Source organism: Streptomyces sp. NPDC126510 (genome assembly GCF_040302345.1).
Classification (GTDB): Bacteria; Actinomycetota; Actinomycetes; order Streptomycetales; family Streptomycetaceae; genus Streptomyces.
Genome location: NZ_JBEORR010000046.1, coordinates 1 through 12692 on the forward strand (window position 1 = coordinate 1; position 12692 = coordinate 12692).

The window sequence follows — 12692 nt, forward strand, 5'->3', positions numbered from 1 at the left end:
CAGCCCCCCGCCCACCCCCCACCCCCCCCGCGCCCCACCTCGGCCGCTGCGGCGAACCACCCCCCCCCCGGGCCGGGGCGGGGCCCCGCCCCCCCGGGCCGCCCCCGCCACGGCGGTACCGGCGGCGCTCGCTGCCCGCCTCCACTCCCGCATCCCTGGATCACCCATGTCAGAAACCCACCCGGCCGTCGCCGTCACAGAGGACCGGGCGGCCGGCCAGCCGGTCGGCCCCCGCCGCTTGCCGCTCGTTCTGATCCTGGGCTCGCTGACCGCACTCGGCCCGCTCACCATCGACCTCTATCTGCCCGCGCTCCCCGAGGTCAGCGGGGATCTGCATGTCTCACAGGCAGTCACCCAGCTCACCCTGACCGCGTTCATGGTCGGCATCGCGGTGGGCCAGCTGCTCATCGGCCCGCTCAGCGACACTCTCGGCCGGCGACGGCCGCTGCTTGCCGGGCTGACCGTGTACGTGGTGGCGGGTGCCCTGTGCGCCGTCGCACCGGATCCGGCGGTTCTCATCGGCATGCGGCTGGTGCAGGGGCTGGCCGGCGCGGCGGGCATCGTCATCGCCCGGGCCGTCGTCCGTGATCTGTACGACGGTCTCGGCGCGGCCCGGCTGCTGTCCTCGCTGATGCTGGTCTCCGGTACGGCGCCGATCCTGGCTCCGGTGCTCGGCGCCCAGTTGCTGCGCCTGACGTCCTGGCGCGGCGTCTTCGCCGCCCTCGCTCTGCTCGGCCTGGCGGTCCTGACCGCCACCACCGCCCTGCTGACCGAGTCTCTGCCCCTCCCCCGGCGCCGCCCCGGCGGACTCGGCATCACCCTGCGCACCATGCGCGGCCTGCTCCAAGACCGTCCCTTGACCGGTTACTTGCTCACCGGCAGCCTCCGTTTCGCAGCCCTGTTCGCCTATATCGCGGGCTCCTCCTTCACCCTCCAGCGGATCTACGGCGCCTCCCCGCAGACCTACAGCCTGCTGTTCGCCCTCAACTCGATCGGCATGGTGGCGACGGGTCAGCTGAACGGCAAGGTTTTGCTCGGCCGTTTCCCCTCGCACCGCATCCTGGCAGCGGGCCTGATCGTGCTCGTCTGCGCCGGCAGCACCCTGGTCCTGCTGGTCACGACCACGCACACGGGCCTGCCCTGGATCGCGGTTTCCCTGTTCCTCGTCGCCTGCCCCGTCGGTACGATCTTGCCCACCACCACGGCGCTCTGTCTTCAGCGCGCCCCGCACACGGCAGGCAGCGCGTCGGCGCTGCTGGGCACCACTCAGTTCCTCATGGGCGCTCTCGCCCCTGCCCTGGCGGGCCTCGGCGGGCAGGACACCGCCCTGCCCATGGCCGCGTCGGTCCTCGGCCTCGCGCTGGCCGCGGCAGCCGGTTTCCTCGCCCTGTGCCGTCCTTGGAGAGCCACTCCCGACCCGCTCGCTCAGTGAGCGCGGAACATGTCAAAAGCGAGCCATTCTCATGGACAGAACCTTCATAGCGGCGGACGTCCGGGCTACGAAACCCTCGCGCTCCTCAGTCGTCTCGTCCAAACCCCTGTGAACCGCGTCTGCAGCTCCGGGATGCAGCCCGAGCCATCCCGGGGACGGCGCGCCCGTCACCTCGCCGACGTAGAGGGTCAGTTGCTGCCGGAGGCGTTCCACCAGGGCCCGGTCGTCTATCGAGCGGCTGATGCTGCGTGAGCTGGTGAGCAAGGTGCTCGTCCACTGCGCGCGGCGCGGTGAGTCCCCCCGAGCGACCGTGACGCTCCCCCGCTGACCGCGCCCCGAAGAAACCGGAAGAACCGGAAAAACCGGAAGAAGAGAACCGCGAGAAACGGAGTCCCCCCCATGCAGATCCTCCTCATCGGCGCCACCTGCATGATCGGCTCCCGGGTCGCCTCGGAAGCGCTGGGCCGCGGCCACGAGGTGACCGCCGCGACCCGCTCCGGCGCGGCGGCGGCCCTGCCCGAGCACACCGCCCTGGCCCCGCTGGCCCTCGACGCCTCCGTGCCCGCCAAGGTCGCCGAGGCCGCCGCCGGACACGACGTGGTCGTCTCCGCCGTCTCCCCGCCCCGCGACGGCTCCGACCCGGCCGCTCCGCTACTGGCGCTCTACCGCTCCATGTTCGATGGGCTGCGCACCGCGGGACGTACGCCGTCTTGTCGTCGTCGGCGGCGCCGGCAGCCTGAAGACCGCCTCAGGGCTCGACCGGGTCGACACTCCCGACTTCCCCGCGCCGTACAAGGGAGAGGCCCTCGCTCACCGGGAGGTCCTGCGCCTGCTGCGCGCCGAGGTGGACGACCTGGAGTGGACCTACCTCTCCCCCGCCGACGAGATCGCTCCCGGCGAGCGCACCGGCACCTTCCGCCTCGGCGGCGACGAGCTGCTGACCGCCGAGGACGGCAGCAGCTTCATCAGCGCCGAGGACTACGCGGTGGCTCTGGTCGACGAGGTCGAGAAGGGCGAAACGATCCGGCGTCGCATCACCCCGGCGTACTGACCGCCGGTGGGCCTCACAGTGCTGTGAAGGTCCACAACAGGTTGGTGCTGCCGTCGTAGGTCCACTGCTTGGTGACCGAGCCGGAGGGCACGTTGCCGCCGCCGTCGAGGACCAGGCCGGTGGTGCGGTTGGCGATCGAGAAGCGGCCGTCGCCTCGATGGGTGATCCGCCACTGCTGGTTGCTGCCACCGTTCCAGGCGGCCTGCCGGGCGGTGGAGCCGTCGGCGGCGGCGCCCCAGCCATCGGCCACCATGCCGTTGGCACGGTTGACCAGCTTGTAGTAGCCGCCGCCGACTTCGACCGCCTGCCAGTGCAGGTTGGGGCTGTTGTCCCAGCCCCATTGCTTGAGGTCGGAGCCGGAAGCGACGTCGCCGCCGGAGTCCAGGGCCAGGCCGTCCGTGACGTTGGTGATCCTGAAGTACGAGGACGGCGCGAACTGGACCCTCAGTGAGGCGACCTTGTCGTTGCCACCGGTGTCCCGAAGGTCGGGAACGTCGGCGCTGAAGGTCCAGGAGGTGCCGGTGAGGTCGTCTCCGGAGTAGCCGGTCACCTGGTAGCCGGGGGCCAGTCGCAGTGAGGACAGACTGCGGGGGCCGAGACCGGCGAGCGTGAGCTGGTCAGCGTCGTAATCGCCGACAGCGAGGACCGCGGCCGGTCCGCGGTAGCCGGAGTCCGGGAAGGCCACGGCACCGCGCAGCGGGCGCAGACCGGGGATCTGCCCGGAGAACTCGAGCTTCAGGACGTACGCGTGGGCCTGGAACGGCGCTGTCGCCGGCAGGGCCACCCGTAGGCCGGTCGCGCCCTGGACCGGCTTGGGCAGGGTGATGTAGTGACCGGCCTCGTCGTCGAGCAGTTTCACCGACCGCAGCGAGGTGAGGTCGATCCGGTCGGAGTTGAGCGTGCCGATCGTCAGCGAACTCCCGGGCCAGCCCAGCACGGTGGCGTACAGGACGGTGTTGGCCTTGTTCCGGGTGAACCGGATGTCCTGTGCCGTGCCGGCGGTCGGGTTGGTGAAGGCGCCACCGCCCATCTTCGTCGGGCCCTCGCCGTACGCGGTCCAGGCGCGCGTCGAGTACACCGACTCCCCGAAGCGCTTCAGGTAGTCGCCGATGCCGAGCAGGATGTCCTTCTGCGCCTGCGGGATGGTGCCGTCGACCTTCGGCGCGATGTTGAGCAGCACGTTGCCGTTCTTGCTCACCCGGTCGATGAACGAGTGCAGCATCTGCGGGATGCTGTAGTAGCCGATGCCCTCCGTGTAGCACCAGCTGGAGCTGGAGATACTGTCGTCGGTGAGCCAGTACGGGGCGGTGAGGTCGCCCGGGCCGCCGCGCTCGTAGTCGAAGACCTGACCGCGGTCGCTCATGCCGTCCTTGTAGGTGGCGACGACTTCCTTGCCCCAGGCTTCGGCCTGGTTGTAGTAGTACGCCAGGAAGTTGAGCCGCTGCTTCTCGTCGACGGCGTCGAGCTTGAAGTCCTGCCAGAGGATGTCGGGGCGGGCGCGGTCGATGACCTCCTTGAGCTTGTCGTACCAGAGCTGGTTCTCCTCGGCCTGACTCAACTGCCCGTACAGCTTCTTGAGGCTGGGGTCCGCCTGTGCGGGCACGTGGTCGAAGAAGCCGTTGAAGTGGTAGGCGTGGTGCATGGCCACCAGGAGCTTGAGGCCCCGGGCGCGGATGGCGTCGGTGAACAGCCGCAGCAGGTCGAGCTTCGGCCCCTTGGCGACCGAGTTCCACTCGCTGACCTTGCTGTCCCACATCGAGAATCCGTCGTGGTGCTCGGCGACGGGACCGGCGAACCGGGCACCGGCGTCGACGAAGAGCTGCACCCATTCCTTCGGGTCGAAGTTGCCGCCTGCGGACTTCAACTTGGGCGCGAACTGCACGGTGTTGCCCGCCAGGTCCTTCCCTCCGTCGATGAAGTTGCGGTACGGCCAGGCCGAGGGCGGGCCATAGGTGGCGACGTGGTGCTTGTTGGCCGCGCTGCCCTCGATGTACATCTGGCGCGGGTACCACTCGCTCTCGTAGGCGGGGACGCTGAAGGCACCCCAGTGGAAATAGATCCCGAACTTGGCGTCTCTGAACCACTCCGGGGCCGGCGGATGCCGGTCGACCGATTCCCAGTCGGGCGTGTAGGTGCGGGTGCGGGGCACTGCCTGCGCGCCACCGGCGCCGAACAGGCCTCCGGCGGTGGTCGCGGCAGCCACCACCGTGGCTGCCGTGAGGAACTGACGTCTGTTGGTCCGACTCGACATGCGCGTCCCTGCGACGAAGGGGAAGGGGGGTGCGCTCCGAGACGAGGCTCCGGAGCGCCCTTGTGCCAGGGACGAAGGTCGACCATGCGACCCGCTCATGTCAACGGGTATGCGTGTGATTGATGGGATGGATAGCGCGGACGACCGGATTCCAGCCGCGGAATCCACATTTTCAGCCCGTACTCATCCCATCAATCACGCGCACTGCAGCTCACCGATTCGTCAGACGGTACGCCGCTGGAACTGCTGGTTGGCGGCGGTGGCGCCGCATGTCCATTGGATCAGGCGGGCGCCGTTGGCGGTGGAGCCGTTCGCGACGTCCAGGCACAGGTTGCTGTCCCTCGACTTGAGGTGGTAGGTGCCGTTGCCCTGGTCCTCGAGAAGCCACTGCTGGTTGGTGCCGGTGGTGCAGCGGTACTGCTGCACGTAGGCGCCTGGGTCGTTGGAGCCGTTGGCCACGTCGAGGCACTTGCCGCTGTGCTCGGCGATGATCTGGACGTAGCCGCTGTCGGTGGCCTTCAGGCGCCACTGCTGGTTGAGGCCGCCGTTGCAGTCATACTGCACGACGTCATAGCTGTCTGCTGCGGAGTTGTCCTTGACGTCGATGCACCTGCTGCTGTGCTGTGCGACGAAGTTGTAGTAGGGGCCGCCGCCGACGCCGGTGACCGTCCCGGCCGCCGTGTCGATGGCGACCTGCGGGTACCAGGGCAGGTTCATGGTCCTGCCGGTGGGGAAGGTCAGCGGCAGCCAGACGTACTGGGAGTCGTTGACCGTGCCGCCGATGGAGTTGCCCCAGCGGTCGCCCATGTACAGGTACGAGGTGCCCGACGTGCCCTGGACGGGCAGGACATAGGTGGTCTGGGAGCCGTAGGCCGTCGCGTCGCCGACGTCCGCCTGGGCGGACCAGGGACCGGCGAGGCTCGTCGCGGTGGCGTAGCGCTGCTGGTTGGGGTTCCAGCCACTGGTCGTGGAGGTCAGCATGAAATACACGCCGTTGCGCTTGAACAGCGCCGGTGCCTCACGGAAGGCGCCGGGCCATGGGTTGGCGACCAGGCTGTCGATCTTCGTGTAGTCGGCGGTCAGCTTGTAGATGTGGAGGTCGGCGTTGTTGTTCGCGGCCGAGATGAAGTAGGCGGTGCCGTCGTCGTCCTTGAACAGGGTGTCGTCGCGGGACATCTCGCCGAGCGGCCGGAAACTCCCCTGGTAGGTGTAGGCGCCGTCGACCGTGTCCGAGACCGCGACGGCGGCCCGGGCCTCGGTGTAGTCCTTGCCGTTGCCCTTGTGCATCCACATCACGAACTTGCCGGTGGCGCTGTTGTAGATCACCTTCGGCCGCTCGATGTAGGAGAGTTGCAGCTCGGGGGCGCTGCTCTGGGTGAGGGCGTTGCCCCGGGACTCCCAGGTCTTCAGGTCCGTCGACCGGTAGACCGAGACGGCTTTGAACGTGTTGTCGGGATTGCGGTTCTCGCCGAACCAGTAGTAGTACGCGCCGACCTTGATCACGCCGCCGCCGTGGGCGTGGACCACGGCTCCGGTGGTGTCGGTGAACTGGGTCGCATTGGTCACGGTAGCGGAAGCGGCCTGGGCGGGCGCGCCGGCGGACAGGAGCCCGACCACGCCCATGAGCAGGGCCGACAGGAGCAAGCAGGCACGACGGAGCATGGCATCCATGCCTTTCTTCGCAGTGACGGGAGGACGTGTCGCCGGAACCCCGCGCCTGCATGGCCTCGCCGACGTCAAGTGGCACTACCCACCCACGAACTTGGAAAATTGTTGAAACGTGCGCGTTTCCGATGGAGGACGCTAAGCTCCGCGAGGAGCCTCGTCAAGGTGTGACGCACTCCCAAATACATCCCATGTCGCGGCTCCCCGCGAGGGTGCTTCTTCGCAGGTGAGAGGCGTCTGGCAAATTAATGTGTCGCAAGCCTGGACAGAGGCCCGCGACCTACCCGTTAATCCATCCCATGTATCCCGTTGAGCCGGGCGCTGAGAGGGATCCTCACGCTTCCTGGACCTCGCGGCCGAGCCCCGCTGCTGCCGCCCCGCCCGGCGTCGTCGGCGCCGGGTGGTCTTCCGTCGAACGAACAGGACGCATCACCGTGCCGGAATTCCCTTCCCGCAGATCAGTTCTCGCCGGCATGGCGGCCATGACGGTGGCCGCCGCGATCGGCTCCGTCGCGACCGGGACGCCGGCGTACGCCGCGGTAGCCCCCACCCCTCTGCCACTCCCTCCCCTGCGGATCCCGAAGACGGAACTGGGCATCGAGCAGCAGTCCAACGAGAAGCTCCAGTGGCTGCAGGACGCGAAGCTCGGCATGTTCATCCACTGGGGTGTGTACTCCGGCCCGGCCAAGGGCGAGTGGTACATGGAGAACTCCGCCGTCACGTCGGAGAACTACAAGAAGTACTTCACCGACGCGACCAGCGAGCAGTTCACGGCAAGTGCCTACCGCCCGGCCGACTGGGCCCAACTGGCCAGGGACATGGGCGCGAAGTACATGGTGCTCACGGCCCGGCACCACGAGGGCTTCGCACTGTGGCCGTCCACCCACCCGAACGCCTGGCATGCCGGCCAGGCGCCGATGCAGCGGGACCTGATCAGCGAGTACGTCACCGCTGTACGCAACGCCGGGCTCAAGGTGGGCCTCTACTACTCGCCCATGAGCTGGCGCTACCCGGGCTATTTCGACGTCACCGGCACCAACTGCCTGACGAACGAGTGGGGTTACACCACCGATCCCGCGCACAAGGAGAACGCGCGGATCATGAAGAACGAGGTGTACCAGCAGGTCAAGGAGCTGATGACCAACTACGGCAAGATCGATGACATCTACTTCGACGGCAGCTGGCTGGGCCAGCAGGGCACGGACGCGTCCGCCGGCTTCTTCTGGGAGCCCGGCAAGCTCCGCAGCAGCTCCAACCAGTGGCCGGTGGACGCCGCCCACAGCGAGACCGACACCGCCACCGGCAGCCCCCTGGGTGTGATGGGCGTGGTGCGCAAGCACCAGCCCGACGTCGTGGTCAACCCGCGCTCCGGCTGGATGGGCGACTACGTCAGCGAGGAAGGCCCCTCCATCCCGAGCGGCGCCATGCGCACAGACCGTCTGTCGGAGAAGAACTTCACCATCGGCGGTGCCTGGGGCTACAAGGCCGGCACGCCCGTGATGAGCTTCGGCACCATCATGGACATCCTGGTCAACTCCTGGGTGCGCAACATGGTCGTCCTGCTCAACGTCGGCCCCGGCCGCACCGGGGTGATCCCCGCCGACCAGGCAGCAGCGGTGCGCAGGGTCGGCGACTTCCTGACCACGTGCGGCCAGGCCGTCTACGGTACGCGCGGCGGACCCTGGCAACCGGTGGACGGCCAGTACGGCTTCACGTCCAAGGACAACACCTTCTACGTCCACCTCCTGCGTGGCTACAGCGGCACAGCCTTCACCACCCCCTCCATCGGAGACGCCAAGGTCACCCGCGTGTTCGACGTCGCCGCGGGTAGCGACCTCCCGTACACGGTCGGCGCGGACGGCAGGGTGTCGGTCAGCGGGATCAACCGCACCCGCATCCCCGAGGACAGCGTGGTCGGTGTCGTCCTGGACCGCTCCGTGCAGCCGGCCGACATCGCCGCCGGCAAGACCGTCACCGCCGACAGCGAGGAGGCATCCAAGGGCAACACCGCGGCCAAGGCCGTCGACGGCTCCACCGCCACGCGCTGGTGCGCCAACGACGGCGGCACCGGCCACTGGCTCAAGGCCGACCTCGGCTCCACCCGGTCACTGACCGGTACCCGCATCGTGTGGGAACGGGACAAGACCAACTACCGGTACAAGATCGAAGGCTCCACCGACAACAGCACGTGGACCACGCTCGTCGACAACACCGCCACCAACTCCACGAGCCAGGTACAGGCGGCCGTATTCGCGGCCCAGGCGCGGTACGTCCGTGTCACCGTCACCGGGCTGCCTTCCACCGTGTGGGCGTCCGTCCGCAGCCTGGAAATCTATGACCGGCCCTTCAGCGCGGACCTGGGCACGTACAAGATCATCAACAGGCGGAGCGCCAAGGCACTGGACGTCGCCGACGCCTCGACCGCCGACGGCGCCCCGATCATCCAGTGGCCCTACGGCGGCGGCTCCAACCAGCAATGGAACCTGCTGCCGAACATGGACGGCTCGTTCCGGCTGCGCAACATCATGAGCGGCAAGCTCCTGCAGAGCCCCAACTCCATCCAGGGCTCGACCCTGACCCAGGGGCCCGACACCGGCACGGACAACCAGTGGTGGAAGCTGGTCCCCTCCACGACCAGCGGCTACCACCGTCTCGTCAACGTCCGTACCGGCTGGTGCGCCGACGTCGCCGGCGGGTCCACCGACGACCGCACCGACATCATCCAGTGGCCCATCGCCGGTGGGGACAACCAGGAGTGGCAGATCGTCAGCGTCTGACCCGCGGCCCGGGGGCCAGGCCGTTCGCTCGCGGGACGCGCAGCGAACGGCCTGGCCCCACGGTGGGCGATGGTCACAGTCGGGTCCTCCCCAGAGCCTGGGAGGTGTCGAATGCTCCATTCCGTGGTGCAGTCATGTCATGGCCCCACCGCGTGCGGACGAGCAGGACGCTCTCGCGCCTCCCCGGCGCGAGCGTCCTTCCCGGCTGATCGACGTCGCCGTCGCCCTGCTTCTCCTGGTCGCGGACGCGGTCATCGTCGTCGTCGCCGTGGTGCTGCTCGTCGCGGTCGGCTTGGGCACAGTGCACGCGCCGTCCTCCCCTTCGACCGCACGCTCCTCCGACACCCCGGTCCTGACATGGCTCGTCATCTGGGGCGTTCCGGCGGTGGCGGCGGTCGGCGCCGTCGTGCACGCCCGCCTGCGGATGCCGGTCACGGCTGTTGTGCAGGGCCTGTTCACGCTCGCCTGCACCGTCCTGGCCATCGCATGGACGCGCATGCTGTTGTCGTGACGAAGGCGTACCTCCGCCCACCTGCACCGAGCAGAGACGGGCCGGGACCGGATTCGCCCCGTTGAGGTCTCACCACGTCACGGGCAGCTCCAACGGGAAGCGCCGGATGGTCCGGGTGTCCCAGCGCACCGCCTCGGCCGGAACCGCCAGACGCAGGCCGGGCAGGCGGGTGAACAGGACCCTGATCGCGGTGCCGAGTTCCGCGATCGCGAGCGTGCTGGCGATGCAGTGGTGGTTGCCCCAGCCGAACGTCATGTGGGGATGGGACGAACGGTCGACGTCCAGGGCGTCAGGGTCCGGGAACACCGCAGGGTCCCGGTTGGCCGCGAGATAGGAGACGTGGACGAAGTCGCCCGCGCGGATCAGCACGCCCTCCACCTTCACGTCCTCCAGGGCGATGCGCGGGATGCCGACGCCCTTGCGGAAGGGGATGTGCCGCAGGAGTTCGTCCAGCAGCCGGGGCAGCTGCCCGGGACTGCGCCTCAGCAGATCCATCAGCTCCGGGCGGGTGAGCAGGGTGAAGGCGATGTTGCTGATCTGGCAGGTCGCCGTGTCGTTGCCGCTGAGGATGAGAGTGAGGGCCAGGACGGCCAGCTCGTCGTCGCTCAGGGGCTCCTCCCCCTGCTCGCAGGCCGCCATGGTGTTGATGAGGTCATCGCCCCCTTCCCCTCGGCGCTCGGCGACGAGCGCGGTGAAGTAGGCGCGCAGGAACTGCTTGGCCTCAGCCGCCGCCTGCCTGGCTTCGGGGGCGGTCGTGAGCATCTGCTGGGTGTGGCGCAGCATGAGGGGCCGGTCCGCTGCGGGTACGTCGAGCAAGGCGCAGATGGTGTGGTTGGGCAGCTGCGCGGACAGGCCGAGGGCCAGGTCGGCCGGCGGGCCGTGCTCGATCATCTCGTCCACGAGGCGGCCGGCCACTCGCTCGATGGCCGGCGTCATGCGCTTCACGCTGCTCTGCGTGAAGGCCCGGGCGGCGGCATGACGGAGCCGGGTGCTGCGCGGCGGGTCCATGACGTTGAGCGACTCGGGGGAGACGATCGGCTCGGGAGTCATCCGGGGGTAGTCACGGCCGACGATGCCGGCCCGGCTGAACCTCGGGTCGGTCGTCACCTGACGTACGCCGTCGAAGCTGGTGACCAGCCACGCGTCGGCTTCCCCGTAGGGCAGTCGGATCCGGCTGACCGGGCCGCCGGCCATGAGCTGTACGAGTGACGGGTCGAAGGCCAGTTGCTCACTGAAGTCGAAGGGGCAGGCGGCGACGTGAGCCATGTGTACTCCTGAACGCGTGCGACGGTACGGCCATGTGGGCGGAACCGGGTGGGCCCGGGGCACGGCGCCCGGCCTGCGGGGGACATTTCGCATAGTGCGGCAGAGCGCCGCTCCATGCACCCAGTGCCGGGTCAAACGGCAGAAAGCGGGGAGACGTGCCCGATCCCACCCCTCAGCCACCGCAGCAGCCGGCCGTGGACGTGCTGGTCGTCGGCGGCGGCCCCACCGGTCTCACTCTCGCCTGCGACCTGGCCAGGCGTGGTGTCCGTACCCATGTCATCGAGGCCGGCGACCAGCTCCTGCCCGGGTCGCGCGGCAAGAGCCTGCAGTCACGCACACTTGAGGCCTTCGACGACCTCGGTGTCGCCGACGCGCTGAGGGCCGCCGGCTCCCCCTTCCCTCCCATGCAGACCTGGCGCGACGGCGAGCGCCAGGGCGAGTGGCAGCTGATCCTGCCGGACCCCGAGGCCCCGGTGTCACGGCACCCGCGGCCGTGGCTGGTCCCTCAGTGGCGCACGCAGGACATCCTGCGCGATCGCCTGCTCGACCTGGGCGGGACGCTGGAGTGCGGTGCCCGGCTCACGTCCCTCACCCAGGCCGCCACGCATGTGACGGCGGAGGTGACGCACTCGGACGGTGACCGTCGCCGGATGTCGGCGCTCTACCTGGTGGGCGCCGACGGCAGCCACAGCACGGTGCGCGAGTCCCTGGGCATCGCCATGAAGGGCGAGGAGAGCGGGCTGCGCTCGGCCGTGGTGGCGGACGTACGCGTCGAGGGACTGGATCGCGATCACTGGCACATCTGGCCCGACCCGGCAGGTGAACTCCTGCTGTGCCCGCTCCCCGGAGCCTCCGACTTCCAGCTGAACGCCAAAATCACCGGCGAGGAGTTCACCGCGACACCCGAGACCGTGCGCAGTCTGGTCGCCGGCCGTACGCATCTGACCTCCGACGCCGTCACGGAGGTGCGGTGGTTCTCGTTCTACCGGCCCCGTACCGCGATGGCCGAACGCTTCCGTCAGGGGCGCGTCTTCCTCGCCGGGGACGCCGCGCACGTGCACCCGCCCGGCGGTGGGCAGGGGCTGAACATCGGCGTGCAGGATGCCTACAACCTCGGCTGGAAGCTCGGCCAGGTCATCGGCTGCCGTGCCCCGGACACGCTGCTGGACAGTTATGACGCCGAGCGCCGGGCCGCCGCGGCGGACACGCTGGACCTCAGCACGCGCCTGTACCGGGCCGGCCGCGAACCCCAGGACGCCGACGAGCAGGCACGCTACCGGGGGCGGGTCTGCCACCTGCTGTCGGTGCACTACCGCGACAGTGAACTCTCGACCGACCTGCGGGAGCGCCGGTCTGCGACCGGGCACCAGGCCGGCGACCGCGCGCCCGACCTCCCGTGCGTCACCACCGAGGGCCCCTGCGGCAGCCTCTTCGACCTGCTGAGAAGCCCGGACTTCACCTTGCTCACGGTGAACTGTGCTCCGCCTCCCGAGGCAGCGGGTCTGCGCACCCACCAGGTGACCGGCGGGCCGCTCGCGCAGGAACTGGGCACGGGGCTGTTCCTCATCCGCCCTGACCAGCACATCGGTCTGGCCGCTGACAACTCTGAGCACCTGAGCCGCTACCTGGCGCGCGTCGGGCTGAGAGGCGCCGGGATGTAGCGCAGGCGCATGCTCCGCTAGCCCTTCCAGCCATCTCCATGCAGGGGCAGGTCCGGTGGCGAGACGTCACCGGACCTG

The 12692-nt window shown here is 69.2% G+C and carries 8 protein-coding genes and 1 pseudogene; 6 read left to right on the plus strand and 3 right to left on the minus strand.

Annotated elements, in window-relative coordinates; translation table 11 throughout:
- Positions 1-166: 166 nt before the first annotated feature.
- The 3 genes and pseudogenes from ABTX60_RS39010 to ABTX60_RS39020 all read left to right on the plus strand — a co-directional run bounded on the left by ABTX60_RS39010 (position 167) and on the right by ABTX60_RS39020 (position 2483).
- Positions 167-1432: a multidrug effflux MFS transporter gene (locus ABTX60_RS39010; protein WP_352101628.1), complete on the plus strand. Its 1266-nt coding sequence runs from the start codon at positions 167-169 to the stop codon at positions 1430-1432.
- A gap of 429 nt (positions 1433-1861) precedes the next feature.
- Positions 1862-2011: pseudogene (locus ABTX60_RS39015) on the plus strand (epimerase); the annotation flags it as partial.
- Positions 2012-2111: 100 nt separating this feature from the next.
- Positions 2112-2483 carry an NAD(P)-dependent oxidoreductase gene (locus ABTX60_RS39020; RefSeq protein WP_352101682.1) on the plus strand — a complete coding sequence of 124 codons (372 nt, stop codon included), beginning with the start codon at positions 2112-2114 and terminating at the stop codon, positions 2481-2483.
- A 13-nt stretch (positions 2484-2496) separates the two neighbouring features.
- On the opposite strand, the gene ABTX60_RS39025 is transcribed toward ABTX60_RS39020, so the two are convergent.
- Positions 2497-4734 carry an alpha-L-fucosidase gene (locus ABTX60_RS39025; protein WP_352101629.1) on the minus strand — a complete coding sequence of 746 codons (2238 nt, stop codon included), beginning with the start codon at positions 4732-4734 and terminating at the stop codon, positions 2497-2499.
- Positions 4735-4956: 222 nt separating this feature from the next.
- Positions 4957-6396 carry an RICIN domain-containing protein gene (locus ABTX60_RS39030; RefSeq protein ID WP_352101676.1) on the minus strand — a complete coding sequence of 480 codons (1440 nt, stop codon included), beginning with the start codon at positions 6394-6396 and terminating at the stop codon, positions 4957-4959.
- A gap of 437 nt (positions 6397-6833) precedes the next feature.
- Between ABTX60_RS39030 and ABTX60_RS39035 the strand changes: the two genes are divergently transcribed.
- Both ABTX60_RS39035 and ABTX60_RS39040 read left to right on the plus strand, forming a co-directional pair.
- Complete coding sequence (locus tag ABTX60_RS39035) at positions 6834-9176, plus strand: alpha-L-fucosidase (RefSeq protein WP_352101630.1); 2343 nt, start codon at positions 6834-6836, stop codon at positions 9174-9176.
- Positions 9177-9315: 139 nt separating this feature from the next.
- Entirely contained in the window at positions 9316-9687 is a 372-nt protein-coding gene (locus ABTX60_RS39040) for a hypothetical protein (RefSeq protein ID WP_352101631.1), read from the plus strand.
- 69 nt (positions 9688-9756) lie between these two features.
- Here ABTX60_RS39040 and ABTX60_RS39045 read toward each other — a convergent pair whose 3' ends face one another.
- A complete protein-coding gene (locus tag ABTX60_RS39045; protein WP_352101632.1) occupies positions 9757-10953 on the minus strand; it encodes a cytochrome P450 in 1197 nt (398 codons plus the stop codon).
- A gap of 155 nt (positions 10954-11108) precedes the next feature.
- Here ABTX60_RS39045 and ABTX60_RS39050 point away from each other — a divergent pair, with 155 nt between their 5' ends.
- Positions 11109-12614: an FAD-dependent oxidoreductase gene (locus ABTX60_RS39050; RefSeq protein ID WP_352101633.1), complete on the plus strand. Its 1506-nt coding sequence runs from the start codon at positions 11109-11111 to the stop codon at positions 12612-12614.
- The last annotated feature ends 78 nt before the right edge of the window (positions 12615-12692 follow it).

Coding starts and splice junctions, on each gene's coding strand:
- ABTX60_RS39010 (WP_352101628.1), top strand. CDS start 167: ATGTCAGAAACCCACCCGGCCGTCGCCGTCACAGAGGACCGGGCGGCC.
- ABTX60_RS39020 (WP_352101682.1), top strand. CDS start 2,112: ATGGGCTGCGCACCGCGGGACGTACGCCGTCTTGTCGTCGTCGGCGGC.
- ABTX60_RS39025 (WP_352101629.1), bottom strand. CDS start 4,734: ATGTCGAGTCGGACCAACAGACGTCAGTTCCTCACGGCAGCCACGGTG.
- ABTX60_RS39030 (WP_352101676.1), bottom strand. CDS start 6,396: ATGCTCCGTCGTGCCTGCTTGCTCCTGTCGGCCCTGCTCATGGGCGTG.
- ABTX60_RS39040 (WP_352101631.1), top strand. CDS start 9,316: ATGGCCCCACCGCGTGCGGACGAGCAGGACGCTCTCGCGCCTCCCCGG.
- ABTX60_RS39045 (WP_352101632.1), bottom strand. CDS start 10,953: ATGGCTCACGTCGCCGCCTGCCCCTTCGACTTCAGTGAGCAACTGGCC.